This is a genomic window from Streptomyces sp. NPDC090032, assembly GCF_044748025.1.
GTDB lineage: Bacteria > Actinomycetota > Actinomycetes > Streptomycetales > Streptomycetaceae > Streptomyces.
On sequence record NZ_JBIVFF010000012.1, the window covers coordinates 1 to 17,442 of the forward strand.

Consider the following 17,442-nt stretch of genomic DNA (forward strand, 5'->3'; position numbering starts at 1 on the left):
TCAACGCCCACCGCACCGGCACCATCAAGGGCCTCAGCGCCGAAATCGGCGCCTCCATCACCTCCGGCGCCACCATCTGCGAAATCAAGGACTGACCCTGACCTGTTGTCAGTAGGCCTGTTGTCAGAGGGCCTGGCTGTCAGTGGGCCTGACGCGAGCGCCCGGCGGACCGGAACACGGTCCACCGGGCGCTCGCGTCATTCCGGCTCCGTGGTCCGGCCGCCGCGCGATCAGGCATCCTGGAGAGTGCGCGCACGACCAGGGAGGACCGATGACGACCGGCACGGACCAGACGGACCGGGCCCGCCCGGCCCCTTCCGTACGCCCCATGCGGGCCGACGCACGCCGGAACTACGAGCGGCTGCTCACTCAGGCGCGTGCGGCGTTCGCCGAGCACGGCACGGGCGCGTCCCTGGAGGACGTGGCGCGGCGCGCGGGCGTCGGCATCGGGACGCTCTACCGGCACTTCCCGAACCGCCACGCGCTGATGAGCGCGGTCTTCGAGGACGCGGTGAACGATCTGCTTGCGCGCTCGCGGGCACTGCTCGCGGACCCGCAGCCATGCTCGGCGCTCGTGGCATGGCTGCGCGACATCATCACTCATGCGGGTGAGTACCGCGGGCTCTCACGGGCCCTCATGTCGGCGTCGCACGACGCCAGTTCGGCCCTGTCGCGGTGCAGCACGCCGATGCGCGAGGCGGGCCAGGCCCTGTTGTCCAGGGCGCAGCGGGCGGGTGCCGTGCGCGCGGACGTGTCGATCGGCGATCTGCTTCAGCTGACCAACGCGATCGCGCTGGCCGCGGAGGAGACCCCGGACGACCCGGAGCTGGCGGATCGTTTGCTCCGGCTGACACTGCGAGGCATCACCGCGGGCTAGGCGACCGTCCGACGGCAACCCTCAGCCGTAAGGAGAACGCTCCACACCGGGCTCGGCCCACCCGGAGTGCCGCTCAGCGCCGCCGGAGGTCGGCCACCCTTGCCGCGCGCTCAGGGGGTGCCTGGTCGAGGGCGGACGCGCTGCGCAGCTGGGGGCCGCCCGGGAGCTGGGTGCGGCGCTGGCCCGGCAGAGGTACGTCCCGGCGCCCCTGCCGCGCCGGGACGGGATCTCCCCCCGCCGGCCCGGTTCCGGTCGCCGAGGCTCCGGCGATCGCGATCTGCACCCCCTGGTCGGCGAGTGCCTGCAGTTCGGTGACGGCGCGGTCGTCGTGGCTGGGCGGTTCGTCCGTCACGAGGCGCGTGATGACATCGGTCGGCACCGTCTGGAACATCGTGTCGGTGCCGAGTTTGGAGTGGTCGGCGAGGACGACGACCTCCGCGGCGGCCTGTACCAGCGCGCGGTCGACCGAGGCCGACAGCATGTTGGAGGTGGAGAGGCCGCGTTCGGCGGTCAGTCCACTGCCGGAGAGGAAGGCGCGGGAGACCCTGAGTCCCTGGAGGGACTGCTCGGCCCCGCTGCCCACGAGGGCGTAGTTGGAACCGCGCAGAGTGCCGCCCGTCATGACGACCTCGACCCTGTTGGCATGGGCCAACGCCTGTGCCACCAGAAGGGAGTTGGTGACGACGGTCAGGCCGGGTACGCGTGCGAGCCGGCGGGCCAGCTCCTGCGTGGTCGTACCCGCCCCCACCACGATGGCCTGGCCTTCTTCGACGAGGCCTGCGGCGAGGTCGGCGATGGCCGTCTTCTCTGCGGTCGCGAGATGTGACTTCTGCGGAAAGCCGGATTCCCGCGTGAATCCGCCCGGCAATACCGCACCGCCATGCCGGCGGTCGAGGAGTCCTTCTGCCTCCAGTGCGCGCACGTCCCGCCGTACGGTCACTTCGGAGGTCTGGACGACGCGGGCGAGCTCCCGGAGCGATACCGCTCCATTGGCCCGCACCATTTCGAGGATCAATTGACGACGTTCTGCAGCGAACACGAAACTGACAGTAACCCCAACGACCGTCTGCTTTCAGCAGTTTGCGCCGAATAACAGAAGTTGTTCGCACGGAACTGCACGAAGTGGTATAGGCGCCTATCTCCCGCGCCTAAGCCCACCGCATGGGTCACAACAGGCTGTGACCTGCGGGAAGTTGATCGTGCCCGGTGAATGCGCGGCCGTCAGGCTTCGTCGGCCGTCTTCCGCGTGTGCAGCTGACGCGCCACCTCGGCGATCGAGCCCGAAAGTGACGGGTACACGGTGAACGCCTTCGCGATCTGCTCGACCGTGAGGTTGTTGTCGACCGCGATCGAGATGGGATGGATCAGCTCGCTCGCGCGCGGGGAGACGACCACGCCGCCCACCACGATGCCCGTGCCGGGCCGGCAGAAGATCTTGACGAAGCCGTCTCGGATGCCCTGCATCTTGGCGCGCGGGTTGCGCAGCAGCGGCAGCTTCACCCCGCGGGCGTCGATCTTGCCGGCGTCGACGTCGGCCTGCGTGTAGCCGACCGTGGCGATCTCGGGGTCGGTGAAGACGTTCGAGGAGACCGTCTTGAGGTTCAGCGGGGTCACCGCGTCGCCGAGGAAGTGGTAGACGGCGATGCGGCCCTGCATCGCGGCCACGGAGGCGAGCGCGAAGACGCCGGTCACGTCACCGGCGGCGTACACGCCGGGAGCGGTGGTCCTGGAGACCTTGTCGGTCCAGATGTGCCCGGAGTCCTTGAGCTTGACCCCGGCCTCCTCCAGACCCATCCCGCTGGAGTTCGGGATGGCGCCGACGGCCATCAGGCAGTGGGTGCCGGAGATGACGCGGCCGTCGGAGAGAGTGACCTCGACACGGTCGCCGACGCGCTTCGCGGACTGGGCGCGCGAGCGGGCCATGACGTTCATGCCGCGACGGCGGAAGACGTCTTCGAGGACGGCGGCGGCGTCCGGGTCCTCGCCGGGCAGGACGCGGTCGCGGCTGGACACGAGCGTCACCCTCGACCCGAGGGCCTGGTAGGCGCCGGCGAACTCGGCGCCGGTGACACCGGAGCCGACCACGATGAGCTCCTCGGGGAGCTCGTCGAGGTCGTAGACCTGGGTCCAGTTGAGGATGCGCTCGCCGTCGGGCTGGGCGTCGGGCACCTCGCGCGGGTGGCCGCCGGTCGCGATGAGGACGGCGTCGGCGGTGAGGGTCTCCTCGGTGCCGTCGGCGGTGCGCACGACGACCTTGCGGGAGCCGTCGGCGGCCTGCTGGCCCTCCAGGCGGCCGCGGCCGCGCATCACGCGGGCGCCGGCCCGGGTGACGGAGGCGGTGATGTCGTGGGACTGGGCGAGCGCGAGGCGCTTCACACGCCGGTTGACCTTGCCGAGGTCCACACCGACGACCCGCGCGGGGCTGTCGATGTGCGGGGTGTCGTCGGCGACGATGATCCCCAGCTCCTCGTACGACGAGTCGAAGGTGGTCATCACCTCGGCCGTCGCGATCAGGGTCTTGGACGGAACGCAGTCGGTGAGCACCGACGCCCCGCCCAGGCCGTCGCAGTCGACGACGGTCACCTCCGCGCCGAGCTGGGCAGCCACGAGGGCCGCCTCATATCCGCCAGGTCCGCCACCGATGATCACGATCCGAGTCACGTACTCCATTGTCCCGCACGCTTCAAGTGCTTTCGCCCTGGGGGCCTCCGTCCGTGCGCGCCCCACGTCGGAGGGGTCTTCTGTCACAGGAGGGACCCCAGCCGCACCTGCCGTACCCTCGACCACATGTCGCTCTACGCCGCATACGCCGGCAATCTCGACGCGCGGCTGATGACGCGCCGCGCACCGCACTCGCCGATGCGCGCGACGGGCTGGCTCAGCGGCTGGCGGCTGACGTTCGGGGGCGAGCACATGGGCTGGGAAGGCGCGCTCGCGACCCTCGTCGAGGCGCCCCGCTCACAGGTCTTCGTCGCGCTCTACGACATCGCGCCGATGGACGAGGACTCCATGGACCGCTGGGAGGGCGTGGGGCTCGACATCTACCGGCGGATGCGCGTACGCGTGGACACGCTGGAGGGTGAGGAACCCGCCTGGGTGTACGTGCTCAACGGATACGAGGGCGGGTTCCCCTCGGCCCGCTATCTCGGCGAACTGGCGGACGCGGCGGAATCGGCCGGAGCCCCGCACGACTACGTGATGGAACTGCGCAAGCGCCCCTGCTGAACAGGCTTCGTCGGAAACGACAAGACAACGATCCCAATCCCGTGAGGTCTGTCATCTACGCGCGTAGGACCGAAGCGGCTACCCTCGATCGCGTGAACGCATCTGTTACTCCGGACCACATCCAGGGCGCTACCCGATTCGATCCCCGGGTCGCCGCCGACGCCGCCGCCTCGCGCCTGCGCGAGCTCACGGGCGCCGACACCCACGACGTCGCCCTCGTGATGGGCTCCGGCTGGGCACCGGCCGTGGACGCCCTCGGCACCCCCGAGAGCGAGTTCCCCGTCACCGAGCTGCCCGGCTTCCCGCCGCCGGCCGTCGAGGGCCACGGCGGAAAGATCCGCTCGTACAAGATCGGTGACAAGCGCGCCCTCGTCTTCCTCGGCCGCACGCACTACTACGAGGGCCGCGGTGTCGCGTCCGTCGCGCACGGCGTCCGTACCGCCGTCGCCGCGGGCTGCAAGACCATCGTGCTGACCAACGGCTGCGGCGGTCTGCGCGAGGGCATGCGCCCCGGCCAGCCGGTCCTGATCAGCGACCACCTGAACCTGACGGCGACGTCGCCGATCGTCGGCGCGAACTTCGTCGACCTCACCGACCTGTACTCCCCGCGCCTGCGCACCCTGTGCAAGGAGATCGACCCCTCCCTCGAAGAGGGCGTCTACGCGCAGTTCCCCGGCCCGCACTACGAGACGCCGGCCGAGATCCGCATGGCCCGCACGATCGGCGCGGACCTCGTCGGCATGTCGACCGTGCTCGAGGCGATCGCGGCCCGCGAGGCCGGCGCCGAGGTACTCGGCATCTCCCTCGTCACCAACCTGGCGGCGGGCATGACGGGCGAGCCCCTCAACCACGAAGAGGTGCTCCAGGCCGGCCGCGACTCCGCCACCCGCATGGGCGAGCTCCTGGGCAAGGTCCTGGGCCGCATCTGATCCCGTAGAGACACGCGAGAGGCTGGACGAACCGTGACCTTGCAGGACACCGAACTGCTCGCCAGGGCCGAGGCCTGGCTGGCCGAGGACCCCGACCCGGAGACCCGAGAGGAGCTGGCGAAGCTCATCGAGAGCGCCGACACCCCGGCACTCGCCGAGCGCTTCGCCGGCACGCTCCAGTTCGGCACCGCGGGCCTGCGCGGCGAGCTCGGCGCGGGCCCGATGCGGATGAACCGCTCCGTGGTCATCCGCGCGGCGGCGGGCCTCGCGGCCTACCTGAAGAGCAAGGGCGAGGCGGGCGGCCTGGTCGTCGTCGGGTACGACGCGCGCCACAAGTCGGCGGACTTCGCGCGGGACACGGCGGCCGTCATGACGGGCGCCGGCCTGCGCGCCGCGGTGCTGCCGCGCCCGCTGCCCACCCCGGTCCTCGCCTTCGCCGTACGGCACCTGGGCGCGGTCGCGGGCGTGGAGGTCACGGCCAGCCACAACCCGCCCCGCGACAACGGCTACAAGGTCTACCTGGGCGACGGCTCCCAGATCGTGCCGCCCGCGGACGCCGAGATCGCGGCCGAGATCGACGCGATCCGCACCCTCCACGACGTACCCCGCCCGGACTCCGGCTGGGAAACGCTCGGCGAGGACGTCCTGGAGGCCTACCTGGCCCGCACGGACGCGGTCCTGGCCCCGGACTCCCCGCGCACGGCGCGCACGGTCTACACGGCGATGCACGGCGTCGGCAAGGACACCCTGCTGGCCGCGTTCGCGCGAGCGGGCTTCCCCGAGCCGACGCTCGTGACCGAGCAGGCGGACCCGGACCCGGACTTCCCGACGGTGGCGTTCCCGAACCCGGAAGAACCGGGCGCGATGGACCTCGCTTTCGCGACGGCCCGCGCAGCCGGCCCGGACCTGATCATCGCGAACGACCCGGACGCGGACCGCTGCGCAGTGGCCGTGAAGGACGACGACGACTGGCGCATGCTGCGAGGCGACGAGGTGGGCGCGCTGCTGGCGGCCCATCTGGTGGCACGAGGAGCGAGCGGCGTCTTCGCGGAGTCGATCGTGTCGTCCTCCCTCCTGGGCCGCATCGCCGAAGCAGCCGGCCTCCCCTACGAGGAAACCCTGACGGGCTTCAAGTGGATCGCCCGGGTCGACGGCCTGCGCTATGGCTACGAAGAGGCACTCGGCTACTGCGTGGACCCCGAGGGCGTACGGGACAAGGACGGCATCACGGCCGCGCTGCTGATCGCCGAGCTGGCCTCGACGCTCAAGGAGCAGGGCCGCACCCTCCTGGACGCACTCGACGACCTGGCGCTGGCCCACGGCCTGCACGCGACGGACCAGCTCTCCGTACGGGTCGAGGACCTCACGATCATCGCGAAGGCAATGACCGCACTCCGCGAGACACCGCCGAACGCACTGGCGGGCCTCGCCGTGGTGCAGGCAGAGGACCTCACCCACGGCACAAGCACCCTCCCGCCCACGGACGGTCTGCGCTACACGCTGGACGGCGAGTACCGCGCCCGGGTCATCGTCCGTCCGAGCGGCACGGAGCCCAAGCTCAAGTGCTACTTGGAGGCAGTGATCCCCGTAGCGGCACCCTCGGACCTGGCCTCGGCCCGAGCAGAGGGCACACGGGTACTGAACGCGATCAAGCAAGACCTGTCGGCAGCGGCAGGAATCTGAAAAGGCAAGCAGAAGGCCGGGGCGGAATCCGCCCCGGCCTTCGCCACACCCGAATCAGCCGACGGCCAGCACCACAGCCAGCAGGACCGCACCCACGACCACGGGCGCGACGATCTCGTAGGCCCAGCGGATCGAAGGCTCACCCTGCGCCGACGGCCTGTCGGCGCCGTCCCGGGCCAGCTCCCGAATCTCGTCGAGGGACTGATCGCCGGCGGCCTTACGAGGCACGAAGTCGGCGGCCCCGGCCAGGCCACTGCTCTTACGCCCACCGGTGCGCCGGTTGGCCTTCTTGCGGGCGCGCACGGACACGGGGATGGCCCAGAGCTGGTACTTGTCCCCGCCCTCGGTGAAGACCTCGCTGGAGTAACTGGCCCGCAGATCCGCGACGGACGCCCAGGGCAGGGTGATCACGCGGAACGGATTACGAATGCGGAGCCGGTCCTCATTCGCGTACACCGCGGGCCTGACCGTGAACGCGACGACGAGCGGCACAAGGACGAGCAGCGCCGCGACGGCCAGCCAGGCGGTGCGTGCGTCGCCATTGACCAGTGCGTCGAAACCGAGCCAGGCCCCCATCACGAGCAGCAGGACACCACCGGCAATTCCGGCAGGAGAACGGTAGGCCCGCTCCGCGGCCACGGGTTCCGTGACAGAGGGCTGGGAGTCCGGGGTCTTCATACACCGATGATGCCTGAAGCCGAGAAGAACGTTCATTACGGCCTGAGAACAACCACACCCAACGGAACCCGGGAAAGAGCCCGACCGACAATCACCCACGCACAAGACAAGACCCGCCGCCAGGAGAAAGCCCCAACGGAGGGCCAGGCACCGACGAAACGGGAGGGGCCGTGGCCCCGCACCCAAAACGCACCTGAGCAGCGCCCTCGAGCCCACGCCCAAAAACGCACCTGAGCGCACCGCCCACAGGCCGGCACCCAAAAAGCCCCCAGACCCCCCACTCCCCCCTCCCCCTGTACAGCAGCTACGCGCGTAGATATGCTCCCCTCGTGACCATGCCCACTGCACCCGCACCCGCATTCGCCGACGCGGTCGCCTCAGACCGTTCGCTGCGTCGCTTCCTTCACGGGCTGCCCGGAGTCGACACGGTCGGCCTGGAGGCTCGCGCCGCATCCCTAGGCACGCGGTCGATCAAGACCACGGCCAAGGCGTACGCCATCGACCTGGCGATCTCGATGATCGACCTGACGACCCTCGAAGGCGCCGACACGGCCGGCAAGGTCCGCGCGCTCGGCGCGAAGGCCGTGCACCCGGACCCCACCGACCGTACGACTCCCCGCACAGCCGCCGTCTGCGTCTATCCGGACATGGTGGCGACGGCCAAGGAGGCCGTGGCCGGGAGCGACGTGAAGGTCGCCTCCGTAGCCACCGCCTTCCCGGCGGGCCGCGCCGCCCTGGAGGTGAAGCTCGGGGACGTCCGCGAGGCGGTGGCCGCCGGCGCCGACGAGATCGACATGGTCATCGACCGCGGAGCGTTCCTCGCGGGCCACTACCTGAAGGTGTACGAGGAGATCGTCGCCGTGAAGGAGGCCTCGGGCGCCGCGCGCCTGAAGGTCATCTTCGAGACGGGCGAGCTGTCGACGTACGACAACATCCGGCGGGCGAGCTGGCTGGGCATGATGGCCGGGGCGGACTTCATCAAGACGTCGACCGGCAAGGTCGGGGTGAACGCCACCCCGGCGAACACCCTGCTGATGCTGGAGGCGGTACGTGACTTCCGCGAGCAGACGGGCGTACAGGTAGGCGTGAAGCCCGCCGGAGGCATCCGGACGACCAAGGACGCGCTCAAGTTCCTCGTGCTGGTCAACGAGACCGCCGGAGGCGACTGGCTGGACAACCACTGGTTCCGCTTCGGCGCTTCGAGCCTGCTCAACGACCTGCTGATGCAGCGCCAGAAGTTGAGCACCGGCCGCTACTCCGGCCCCGACTACGTGACGGTGGACTGACCCATGACGTTCGAGTACGCACCCGCACCGGAGTCCCGCTCCGTCGTCGACATCGCCCCCAGCTACGGCCTGTTCATCGACGGCGAGTTCGCCGAGGCGGCCGACGGCAAGGTCTTCAAGACGGTGAGCCCGTCCACCGAGGAGGTCCTCTCCGAGATCGCCCAGGCGGGCGAGGCGGACGTGGACCGCGCGGTGAAGGCCGCCCGCAAGGCGTTCGAGAAGTGGTCGGCGCTGCCGGGCGCCGAGCGCGCGAAGTACCTGTTCCGGATCGCGCGGATCATCCAGGAGCGCAGCCGCGAGCTCGCGGTCCTGGAGACGCTGGACAACGGCAAGCCCATCAAGGAGACGCGCGACGCGGACCTCCCCCTGGTGGCGGCGCACTTCTTCTACTACGCGGGCTGGGCGGACAAGCTCGACCACGCCGGCCTCGGCCCGAACCCGGCGCCGCTGGGCGTCGCGGGCCAGGTCATTCCGTGGAACTTCCCGCTGCTGATGCTGGCGTGGAAGATCGCCCCGGCGCTGGCGACGGGCAACACGGTCGTCCTGAAGCCGGCCGAGACGACCCCCCTGTCCGCCCTGTTCTTCGCGGACATCTGCCGCCAGGCAGGCCTGCCCAGGGGTGTGGTGAACATCCTCCCGGGCTACGGGGACGCGGGCGCGGCCCTCACGGCGCACCCCGACGTGAACAAGGTCGCGTTCACCGGCTCGACGGCGGTCGGCAAGGCGATCGCCCGCCAGGTGGCGGGCACGGACAAGAAGGTCACGCTCGAACTCGGCGGCAAGGGCGCGAACATCGTCTTCGACGACGCGCCCGTCGACCAGGCGGTCGAGGGCATCGTCACGGGCATCTTCTTCAACCAGGGCCAGGTCTGCTGCGCGGGCTCGCGCCTCCTGGTCCAGGAGTCGGTGGCGGACGAGGTTCTGGACGCGCTGAAGCGCCGCCTCACCACGCTCCGCCTGGGCGACCCGCTGGACAAGAACACCGACATCGGCGCGATCAACTCCGCGGAGCAGCTCGCGAGGATCAAGGCGCTCGCGGAGACGGGCGAGGCGGAGGGCGCGGAGCGCTGGTCGGCGCCGTGCGAACTCCCGGACAGCGGCTACTGGTTCGCCCCGACGCTCTTCACGAACGTCACGCAGGCGCACACGATCGCGCGGGACGAGATCTTCGGCCCGGTGCTGTCCGTCCTCACGTTCCGCACCCCGGAGGAGGCGGTGGCGAAGGCGAACAACACGCAGTACGGGCTCTCGGCCGGCATCTGGACGGAGAAGGGCTCGCGCATCCTCTCGGTCGCGAACAAGCTCCGGGCGGGCGTCGTCTGGGCCAACACGTTCAACAAGTTCGACCCGACCTCGCCGTTCGGCGGCTACAAGGAGTCGGGCTACGGCCGCGAGGGCGGCCGCCACGGCCTGGAGGCATACCTCGCCCCGTCGAGCCCGGAGGGCACGCGATAAATGAGCACTGTTGAGCGACTCACAGTCCTGAAGACCTACAAGCTGTACGTGGGCGGGAAGTTCCCGCGTTCCGAGAGCGGCCGGGTGTACGAGGTGTCGGACTCGAAGGACAAGTGGCTGGCGAACGCCCCGCTGTCGTCCCGCAAGGACGCACGTGACGCGGTCGTGGCGGCGCGCAAGGCGTTCGGCGGCTGGGCGGGCGCGACGGCGTACAACCGCGGGCAGGTGCTCTACCGCGTGGCCGAGATGCTGGAGGGCCGCCGCGACCAGTTCGTGCGCGAAGTGGCCGACGCCGAGGGCCTGTCGAAGACGAAGGCGGCGGCGGTCGTGGACGCGGCGATCGACAGGTGGGTCTGGTACGCGGGCTGGACGGACAAGATCGGCCAGGTCGTGGGCGGGGCGAACCCGGTCGCGGGCCCGTTCTTCAACCTGTCCACGCCCGAGCCGACCGGAGTGGTGGCCGTGCTGGCCCCGCAGAAGTCGTCGTTCCTGGGCCTGGTCTCGGTGATCGCCCCGGTGATCGCGACGGGCAACACGGCCGTGGTGATCGCGAGCGAGACGTCCCCGCTGCCGGCGCTGTCGCTCGGCGAGGTCCTCGCCACGTCCGACGTGCCGGGTGGTGTGGTGAACATCCTGTCCGGCAGGACGTCGGAGATCGCTCCGCCGCTGGCCGCGCACCAGGACGTGAACGCGATCGACCTGACGGGCGCGGACGCCGACCTGGCCCGTGACCTGGAGATCGCGGCTGCGGACAACCTGAAGCGCGTACGCCGTCCACAGGCTGTGGACACGGACTGGACGACGGACCCGGGCACGGACCGGCTCACGTCGTTCCTGGAAACGAAGACGGTGTGGCACCCGACGGGTTCGCTGGGCGCATCGGGCTCTTCGTACTAGGCCCGGCCCCCAGAGCCCGACCCGACCCGACGCCGATCCGGAACCCGGAGCCCTGGCCCTCCTCCGTCCAGGAGGGCCGGGGCTCCGGCATGCCCTGACGCCACCGACGCCCTAACCGGGCAGCAGCGAAGTGGCCGGTCCCACCAGCGGGAGGTCGGCGAGAGCGCCGCCCTTGGTCAGGGGGCCGGTCGCGACGGCCGTGGTCACCGGCTTGAAGTCGGCGACCTGCGTACCGACCGCGTTGTCCAGCGGGTCGACCCCGGTGCCGGAGAGCGGGTTGAGCCTCAGATGCTTGACGGGGGCAAGACCCCCGCCGGAAGCGGACTGGAGCGCCCCGGCCACCGCTCCCCCGGCCGCCGCGGCGTCGAGGTCGCCGACCGGTGAGGCGAGATGTGCGGCGGCGGGCTCCGCCGCACCGGCGCTCACCGCACCCCCGCCGAGCGCCGCGCCCGCGGCGGTGAGGGTGAGCCCCGCGCGCAGCAGCGCACGCTGGGCCGCCGAGGACTTCTTCGCTGAGTGTCGTGCCATGAGGTGCCGCCCGTTTCCGGTACCGGCGGCCGGTTGGCCCGCCGCCGCAGATCGAGTAATCGTACGCGTACGCACAGTAGTTGAGCCGCGGCTGTGCGACAAAGGCCGACCCGCGGGGTCCACCGGGGGCGGGGGATGCCGCACACTGGTGTCTCGTGAGTTCCCATCCCCCGATACCGACCCGGGTCGTCCTGCTGGCAGGCCCTTCAGGCTCCGGCAAGTCGTCGTTCGCGTCCCGCTCCGGGCTTCCCGTGCTGTGCCTGGACGACTTCTACAAGGAGAACGGCGACCCGACGCTGCCGCTGGTGCCGGGCAGCTCCGACATCGACTGGGACTCGCCCCACTCCTGGGACACGGAGACGGCCGTCGCTGCGATCGCGGAGCTGTGCCGCACGGGCCGCACCCGCGTCCCCGTCTACGACATCGCGACCAGTGCGCGGGTGGGCGAGGAGACGCTCGACATCGAGCGCACGCCCCTGTTCATCGCGGAGGGAATCTTCGCCGCGGACATCGTGGAGCGCTGCCGGGACCTCGGGCTGCTCGCCGACGCGCTGTGCCTGCGCGGCCGCCCGTCCACGACGTTCCGCCGCCGGCTGCTACGGGACCTCAGGGAGGGCCGCAAGTCCGTGCCGTTCCTGCTGCGCCGCGGCTGGCGCCTGATGCGCGCCGAGCGCGGCATCGTGGCCCGCCAGACGGCACTCGGCGCCCACGCGTGCGGCAAGGAGGAGGCCCTGGGCCGCCTCGCCGCGGCCGCCGCGGGCCGCTGCGTGAAGGCCCGCGCCCAGGCGTGAGCGCTCCGCACTCGCGTACGCACGAGAACCAGGCCGTACGCACAACACCCGAGCCGTAGGCGCGAGAACAGGCCGTACGCATAAAAAGCGGGACCGGAGAGACCCCCCGGCCCTCCGGTCCCGCTTCATTCCCCCGTGAAGATCCCCCGTGATCCCCCCGGTACCACTCCCCCGTACAACCGTCGCGTCCCCCCGGAGCGACGGCCCGCCCCCTGCCTTCAGGCCACCAGCTCGCCGAAGGACTCTTCCAGGTCACGGCCGAAGCTGAGGACCTCGTCCTCGCGCAGCCGGCGCAGGGAGCGCCAGATGCTGGACTTCACCGTGCCGACACTGATGTCGAGGATGTCCGCGATCTCGGGGTCCGTACGACCCTCGTAGTAGCGCAGGACGAGCATCGTGCGCTGCAGTTCGGGGAGGCGGGCCAGGGCCTGCCAGAGAACCGCGCGCAGCTCCGTGCCGCGCATCGCGTCCGTGTCGCCCGCCGTCTCCGGCAGTTCCTCGGTCGGGTACTCGTTCAGCTTGCGGCGGCGCCACGCGCTGATGTGCAGATTGGTCATGGTGCGGCGGAGGTAGCCCCCGACCGCCGCCTTGTCACTGATCCTGTCCCAGGCGCGGTACGTCGAGAAGAGGGCGCTCTGGAGCAGGTCCTCGGCCTCGAACCGGTCACCGGTCAGGTGGTAGGCGGTTGCGTACAGGGAGGCGCGGCGTTCCTGGACGTAGGCGGTGAACTCGGCCTCCGACAGGGACTTCTTCCGCTCCCCCGATTCCTCCCCGTACGCGGCTCCCCCGTCGGATACCGCCTGGTTAGCGTCAACCACCGTCATGTACGTGGTGTGCTGACGCCCGGTGCCGCGAGCGCACCCCCGCCCGCTCACGGCACCGGACAGCTCGTGCTTCCCGGAACCGGGACTCCGCACGAGAGCGTCATGAAGACGTGTGACAACTGCGCCAGTGGTGGTGCTGTGCAGCGTGTTCATCTCGCGCCCCCCGTCGTGGAGTCTCGGTTTCCCGTGGTTCGTAAGGACTTGCGTCCTTGCGATGTCCAAAAGCTTGCCCGGGTCACTTCATGACGGTGTCCGTCGACTGTCACAGACCTGTCACAGGGCCCGGGGGTGTGCGAGTCGTGTGTGGATGCGGCCCGAAGCCGCCTCATTACGAGCTTGGGAGCGCTCCAACGGTCGAACTTGAGCCGTGCGATGGGACAGAATGGCGTCTGTGCCTTCCCTGTTGCTGATCGAGGACGACGACGCCATCCGAACGGCCCTGGAGCTGTCCCTTACGCGCCAGGGCCATCGGGTTGCCACCGCTGCCACCGGCGAGGACGGTCTGAAGCTGTTGCGCGAGCAGCGGCCGGATCTGATCGTGCTGGATGTGATGCTGCCCGGCATCGACGGGTTCGAGGTGTGCCGGCGCATCCGGCGCACGGACCAGCTGCCGATCATCCTGCTCACCGCGCGCAGCGACGACATCGACGTGGTGGTCGGACTGGAGTCCGGCGCCGACGACTATGTCGTGAAACCGGTGCAGGGGCGGGTGCTCGACGCGCGGATCCGCGCGGTGCTCCGGCGGGGCGAGCGGGAGGCGAACGACGCCGCGTCGTTCGGCAGTCTCGTCATCGACCGGGCCGCGATGACGGTCACGAAGAACGGCGAGGACCTCCAACTGACGCCCACGGAGCTGCGGTTGCTGCTCGAACTGAGCCGCAGGCCGGGACAGGCGCTGTCGCGGCAGCAGTTGCTGCGTCTGGTGTGGGAGCACGACTACCTCGGTGACTCGCGGCTCGTCGACGCCTGTGTGCAGCGGCTGCGCGCGAAGGTCGAGGACGTGCCGTCGTCGCCGACGCTGATCCGAACGGTGCGCGGGGTCGGCTACCGGCTGGATACGCCTCAGTGAGTGATGCGCACGACCGGCTGCAGGGATGGGCCGCGGCGAAGAAGGCGATACTCGCCGGCCTGCGTTTCACGAGCCTGCGGCTGCGGCTCGTCGTCGTCTTCGCCCTGGTGGCGCTGACCGCGGCGGTGTCGGCGTCCGGGATCGCGTACTGGCTCAACCGCGAGGCGGTGCTGACCCGCGCGCAGGACGCGGCGCTCAGCGACTTCCAGCAGGAGATGCAGAATCGCGCCGCGGCGCTGCCCGAGCATCCGACGCAGGGCGAGTTGCAGCATGCGGCGAACCTGATGGCGAGCAGCAGTCAGCACTTCAGTGTGCTGCTGATCAGTGATGACAAGGACGGCCGGCGGATCGCGGGGAACTCCGATCTGGACGCCATCACGCTGGCCGAGGTGCCGCGTTCGCTGCGGGACGCGGTGAACAGGGAGCAGCCCCTCACGGACGGCAACAAGCATCCGTACCACCTGTACTGGCAGCGGATCGTCAGCAATGACACGCCGTATCTGGTCGGTGGGGCGCGGGTGATCGACGGGGGGCCGACGGGCTACATGCTCAAGTCCCTGGAGCCGGAGGCGAAGGATCTCAACTCCCTTGCCTGGTCGCTCGGGATCGCGACGGCGCTCGCGCTGGTCGGTTCGGCGCTGCTCGCGCAGGCCGCGGCGACGACGGTGCTCAAGCCGGTGCACCGGCTCGGGAGGGCGGCCCGGCGGCTCGGGGAAGGGAAGCTGGACACGCGACTGCGGGTGTCCGGTACGGACGAACTGGCCGATCTTTCCCGGACGTTCAACCGGACCGCGGAGAATCTGGAGAAGACGGTCGCCGACATGAGCGCGCGCGAGGAGGCGTCGCGGCGCTTCGTCGCCGACATGTCACACGAGCTGCGTACGCCCCTGACGGCGATCACCGCCGTGACAGAGGTACTCGAGGAGGAGCTCGACGCGGAGACCGGTTCGGTCGACCCGATGATCGAGCCCGCGGTTCGGCTCGTGGTGAGCGAGACCCGGCGGCTGAACGACCTCGTGGAGAACCTCATGGAGGTCACCCGCTTCGACGCGGGCACCGCCCGGCTCGTCCTCGACCGCGTCGACATCGTCGACCAGATCACGGCCTGCATCGACGCACGCGCCTGGCTCGACGCGGTGGATCTGGACGCGGAGCGCGGCATCATGGCGCGGATCGACCCGCGCCGCCTCGACGTCATCATGGCGAACCTGATCGGGAACGCGCTCAAGCACGGCGGCTCGCCGGTGCGGGTGTCCGTGCGTCTTGACGACTCGGCCCTGGTGATCGAGGTCCGTGACCACGGGCCCGGCATCCCCGAGGACGTGCTCCCGCACGTCTTCGACCGGTTCTACAAGGCGAGCGCGTCGCGGCCGCGTTCGGAGGGCAGCGGGCTCGGGCTCTCCATCGCCCTGGAGAACGCGCACATCCACGGCGGCGAGATCACGGCCGCCAACTCCCCTGAAGGCGGCGCCGTGTTCACGTTCCGGCTGCCGCTCGACGCGTCGCCGCTGACCCTGCCGCCCGATGACGAGGGCGCCGACGGTGGCGGCTCCGGTGAGGAGGGCGGCGCGCGATGACCGCACGCAGGACAAGGCGCCGTTACGCGCTGACGGGCGCGGCCGTTCTCGCCGCGCTGCTCGCCGGGTGCGGGATCAGGCCGACGGAGGTTCCGACGGACTTCGGCGCCGCGCCGTCGCGGGTGCCGTGCACGCTGTCGGGGCCGGATCTGGGGTCACGCTCGGGCGGCGAGTTCTCCGTGCAGGTGTATCTGGTCTGTACGTCGCAGCTGGTGAGCGTCGACCGGTCGGTGACCCTGCCGAAGGGGCAGGGCGCCTCGGACCGGGTGCGGCTCGCGCAGGCACTGCTCGACGAGCTGGAGCAGTCTCCGGGCGGCGACGAGCGGCAGGCGGGGTACACGACGGACGTCAGGCCCGGGATGACCGTCTCGGGGCCGGGCAAGGGTGACCCCGACAACGCGCTGCGGCTGAGCGTCCCGCCGGACGACCTGTCGCCGTACGCGCTGGCCCAGATCGTGTGTACGTATGCGAACGGCGGGGCCACGGCAAAGGACGACAAGGTCGTGCTCGGCGGGCCGGGCGACGACGCCCTGCGCGCGTACGACTGCTCCCCGGAGATGCGGACGCGGCCGGGGACCGTCCCGGCGCCCGCCGAGACGGTCGGCTGACCGAGGCGGGCGCGGCCGTCGCGGGCGGACGCCGGCGACGCGGAACCGATCGTGCCGCCCGCCGCGTCTTGGGGTGCGTGCAGCGCCATCGCCCGGGCGGCTCCAAGGCCGTCCTCCACTTCCGTACGGCCGGGGTAGTCCTCCTTGCCGCGCATCTGCTTCTCGTCTGCTGGATCACTCTGCGACCACTGGACGTGCCGTGGGTCAGCGCCGCGAACCTGCATCCGTTCGCCGGGATCAGGGCGGATCTCGCGCTCGGCCCGGCCGAGGCGGTGCGCCGCATCGGCAAGGAGCTGGTGCTGTTCGCCCCGCTGGGGGTGCTGCTGCCGATCGCAGGTGGGCGGCTCGTCGTCTCGCCACTTGGTTCGCTGGTGCGTACGGTCGCCGCGGGAGCGCTGCTCTCGCTCGGCATAGAGCTGCTGCAGACCGGGGTGCCGGGGCAGGTCGTGGACATCGACTCGCTGTTCCTGAACACGCTGGGCGTGGCCCTCGCGCACGCGGCCGTGGTGCCGACCCTCAGGGGCAGGCTCCGCCGCAGGACCGAGATCACCGCCCTCCCCCGGGAGGAGCCCTCTCAGGGGCGGACCCCGACGATTTCCAGGGTCGGCATCGCCCCGTGAGCTGACGCTTCGCCCGGTTCGTCTCCGTAGTTTTGAAGGCATCAGAGACGCCTCGGCCGTCCCGGCCAAGGAGGCGCCTCACCGCTACGGTTCGCGAAGGAGCCCACCATGACCGCCCTTGCCCGCCCCACGAACGGACGGATGATCGGCGGAGTGTGCGCAGCGCTGGCAAGGCGCTTCGGCACCTCCGCGACCACGATGCGCGTGATCTTCGTGCTTTCGTGTCTGCTTCCGGGTCCCCAGTTCCTGCTGTACATCGCGCTGTGGATCCTGCTGCCGAGCGAGGGCAAAGTCCGCCAGGCGTGGTGACGACGGGGCCCGCAGGCTGATGTACGACAAGGCGGGCTGACGTAGGACACACAGGAGGGGCGCACCCGCTCGCGCGGGTGCGCCCC

The 17,442-nt window shown here is 70.6% G+C and carries 18 protein-coding genes; 13 read left to right on the forward strand and 5 right to left on the reverse strand.

Annotated features, from left to right (window positions below):
* The first annotated feature begins 271 nt into the window (after window positions 1-271).
* Window positions 272-877 carry a TetR/AcrR family transcriptional regulator gene (locus ACIPWY_RS27840; RefSeq protein WP_362910862.1) on the forward strand — a complete coding sequence of 202 codons (606 nt, stop codon included), beginning with the start codon at window positions 272-274 and terminating at the stop codon, window positions 875-877.
* A gap of 73 nt (window positions 878-950) precedes the next feature.
* On the opposite strand, the gene ACIPWY_RS27845 is transcribed toward ACIPWY_RS27840, so the two are convergent.
* Window positions 951-1,916 carry a DeoR/GlpR family DNA-binding transcription regulator gene (locus tag ACIPWY_RS27845; RefSeq protein ID WP_362910864.1) on the reverse strand — a complete coding sequence of 322 codons (966 nt, stop codon included), beginning with the start codon at window positions 1,914-1,916 and terminating at the stop codon, window positions 951-953.
* Between the two features lie 182 nt (window positions 1,917-2,098).
* Window positions 2,099-3,547, reverse strand: coding sequence for an NAD(P)H-quinone dehydrogenase (locus ACIPWY_RS27850; protein WP_362910865.1), 1,449 nt, complete (start codon window positions 3,545-3,547; stop codon window positions 2,099-2,101).
* 117 nt (window positions 3,548-3,664) lie between these two features.
* On the opposite strand from ACIPWY_RS27850, the gene ACIPWY_RS27855 reads away from it, so the two are divergent.
* From ACIPWY_RS27855 to ACIPWY_RS27865, 3 genes are all read left to right on the forward strand, one after another.
* A complete protein-coding gene (locus tag ACIPWY_RS27855) occupies window positions 3,665-4,102 on the forward strand; it encodes a gamma-glutamylcyclotransferase (RefSeq protein WP_116510652.1) in 438 nt (145 codons plus the stop codon).
* A 92-nt stretch (window positions 4,103-4,194) separates the two neighbouring features.
* The gene (locus ACIPWY_RS27860; RefSeq protein WP_362910867.1) at window positions 4,195-5,031 is read left to right on the forward strand and encodes a purine-nucleoside phosphorylase; all 837 of its coding nucleotides are present in this window, start codon (window positions 4,195-4,197) and stop codon (window positions 5,029-5,031) included.
* Window positions 5,032-5,070: 39 nt separating this feature from the next.
* The gene (locus ACIPWY_RS27865; protein WP_393703587.1) at window positions 5,071-6,714 is read left to right on the forward strand and encodes a phospho-sugar mutase; all 1,644 of its coding nucleotides are present in this window, start codon (window positions 5,071-5,073) and stop codon (window positions 6,712-6,714) included.
* Window positions 6,715-6,768: 54 nt separating this feature from the next.
* Here ACIPWY_RS27865 and ACIPWY_RS27870 read toward each other — a convergent pair whose 3' ends face one another.
* Entirely contained in the window at window positions 6,769-7,392 is a 624-nt protein-coding gene (locus tag ACIPWY_RS27870) for a PH domain-containing protein (protein WP_362910869.1), read from the reverse strand.
* A 335-nt stretch (window positions 7,393-7,727) separates the two neighbouring features.
* On the opposite strand from ACIPWY_RS27870, the gene deoC reads away from it, so the two are divergent.
* Genes deoC through ACIPWY_RS27885 form a run of 3 tightly spaced genes read left to right on the forward strand, consistent with a single transcriptional unit; the run spans window position 7,728 to window position 11,030 of the window.
* Window positions 7,728-8,678 (forward strand): deoxyribose-phosphate aldolase, encoded by a 951-nt coding sequence (gene deoC, locus ACIPWY_RS27875; RefSeq protein ID WP_356282091.1) that lies wholly within the window; start codon window positions 7,728-7,730, stop codon window positions 8,676-8,678.
* 3 nt (window positions 8,679-8,681) lie between these two features.
* On the forward strand, window positions 8,682-10,133 hold the full coding sequence (locus ACIPWY_RS27880) for an aldehyde dehydrogenase family protein (RefSeq protein WP_393703549.1): 1,452 nt from the start codon (window positions 8,682-8,684) through the stop codon (window positions 10,131-10,133).
* Window positions 10,134-11,030: an aldehyde dehydrogenase family protein gene (locus ACIPWY_RS27885; protein WP_393703547.1), complete on the forward strand. Its 897-nt coding sequence runs from the start codon at window positions 10,134-10,136 to the stop codon at window positions 11,028-11,030.
* Window positions 11,031-11,141: 111 nt separating this feature from the next.
* On the opposite strand, the gene ACIPWY_RS27890 is transcribed toward ACIPWY_RS27885, so the two are convergent.
* Window positions 11,142-11,558, reverse strand: coding sequence for a hypothetical protein (locus tag ACIPWY_RS27890; RefSeq protein WP_393703545.1), 417 nt, complete (start codon window positions 11,556-11,558; stop codon window positions 11,142-11,144).
* 155 nt (window positions 11,559-11,713) lie between these two features.
* Between ACIPWY_RS27890 and ACIPWY_RS27895 the strand changes: the two genes are divergently transcribed.
* Window positions 11,714-12,349, forward strand: a complete 636-nt coding sequence (locus tag ACIPWY_RS27895; protein WP_362910877.1) for an ATP-binding protein — start codon at window positions 11,714-11,716, stop codon at window positions 12,347-12,349.
* Between the two features lie 218 nt (window positions 12,350-12,567).
* Here ACIPWY_RS27895 and ACIPWY_RS27900 read toward each other — a convergent pair whose 3' ends face one another.
* Window positions 12,568-13,326, reverse strand: a complete 759-nt coding sequence (locus tag ACIPWY_RS27900; RefSeq protein WP_362910879.1) for a SigE family RNA polymerase sigma factor — start codon at window positions 13,324-13,326, stop codon at window positions 12,568-12,570.
* A gap of 238 nt (window positions 13,327-13,564) precedes the next feature.
* Between ACIPWY_RS27900 and afsQ1 the strand changes: the two genes are divergently transcribed.
* The 5 genes from afsQ1 to ACIPWY_RS27925 all read left to right on the forward strand — a co-directional run bounded on the left by afsQ1 (window position 13,565) and on the right by ACIPWY_RS27925 (window position 17,356).
* The gene (afsQ1, locus tag ACIPWY_RS27905; protein WP_030682803.1) at window positions 13,565-14,242 is read left to right on the forward strand and encodes a two-component system response regulator AfsQ1; all 678 of its coding nucleotides are present in this window, start codon (window positions 13,565-13,567) and stop codon (window positions 14,240-14,242) included.
* The gene (locus ACIPWY_RS27910; protein WP_362910881.1) at window positions 14,239-15,819 is read left to right on the forward strand and encodes a HAMP domain-containing sensor histidine kinase; all 1,581 of its coding nucleotides are present in this window, start codon (window positions 14,239-14,241) and stop codon (window positions 15,817-15,819) included. The genes afsQ1 and ACIPWY_RS27910 overlap by 4 nt, the downstream gene beginning before the upstream one ends.
* The gene (locus tag ACIPWY_RS27915) at window positions 15,816-16,427 is read left to right on the forward strand and encodes a hypothetical protein (RefSeq protein ID WP_362910883.1); all 612 of its coding nucleotides are present in this window, start codon (window positions 15,816-15,818) and stop codon (window positions 16,425-16,427) included. The genes ACIPWY_RS27910 and ACIPWY_RS27915 overlap by 4 nt, the downstream gene beginning before the upstream one ends.
* 77 nt (window positions 16,428-16,504) lie before the next feature.
* On the forward strand, window positions 16,505-17,047 hold the full coding sequence (locus tag ACIPWY_RS27920) for a VanZ family protein (RefSeq protein WP_393703541.1): 543 nt from the start codon (window positions 16,505-16,507) through the stop codon (window positions 17,045-17,047).
* A gap of 108 nt (window positions 17,048-17,155) precedes the next feature.
* Window positions 17,156-17,356: a PspC domain-containing protein gene (locus tag ACIPWY_RS27925; RefSeq protein WP_100594716.1), complete on the forward strand. Its 201-nt coding sequence runs from the start codon at window positions 17,156-17,158 to the stop codon at window positions 17,354-17,356.
* Window positions 17,357-17,442 lie beyond the last annotated feature (86 nt).

Excerpts from the sequence above, each read along its gene's own strand:
- ACIPWY_RS27840 (WP_362910862.1), top strand. The coding sequence starts at position 272 with ATGACGACCGGCACGGACCAGACGGACCGGGCCCGCCCGGCCCCTTCC.
- ACIPWY_RS27850 (WP_362910865.1), bottom strand. The coding sequence starts at position 3,547 with ATGGAGTACGTGACTCGGATCGTGATCATCGGTGGCGGACCTGGCGGA.
- ACIPWY_RS27855 (WP_116510652.1), top strand. The coding sequence starts at position 3,665 with ATGTCGCTCTACGCCGCATACGCCGGCAATCTCGACGCGCGGCTGATG.
- ACIPWY_RS27870 (WP_362910869.1), bottom strand. The coding sequence starts at position 7,392 with ATGAAGACCCCGGACTCCCAGCCCTCTGTCACGGAACCCGTGGCCGCG.
- deoC (WP_356282091.1), top strand. The coding sequence starts at position 7,728 with ATGCCCACTGCACCCGCACCCGCATTCGCCGACGCGGTCGCCTCAGAC.
- ACIPWY_RS27880 (WP_393703549.1), top strand. The coding sequence starts at position 8,682 with ATGACGTTCGAGTACGCACCCGCACCGGAGTCCCGCTCCGTCGTCGAC.
- ACIPWY_RS27885 (WP_393703547.1), top strand. The coding sequence starts at position 10,134 with ATGAGCACTGTTGAGCGACTCACAGTCCTGAAGACCTACAAGCTGTAC.
- ACIPWY_RS27890 (WP_393703545.1), bottom strand. The coding sequence starts at position 11,558 with ATGGCACGACACTCAGCGAAGAAGTCCTCGGCGGCCCAGCGTGCGCTG.
- ACIPWY_RS27900 (WP_362910879.1), bottom strand. The coding sequence starts at position 13,326 with ATGAACACGCTGCACAGCACCACCACTGGCGCAGTTGTCACACGTCTT.
- ACIPWY_RS27915 (WP_362910883.1), top strand. The coding sequence starts at position 15,816 with ATGACCGCACGCAGGACAAGGCGCCGTTACGCGCTGACGGGCGCGGCC.
- ACIPWY_RS27925 (WP_100594716.1), top strand. The coding sequence starts at position 17,156 with ATGACCGCCCTTGCCCGCCCCACGAACGGACGGATGATCGGCGGAGTG.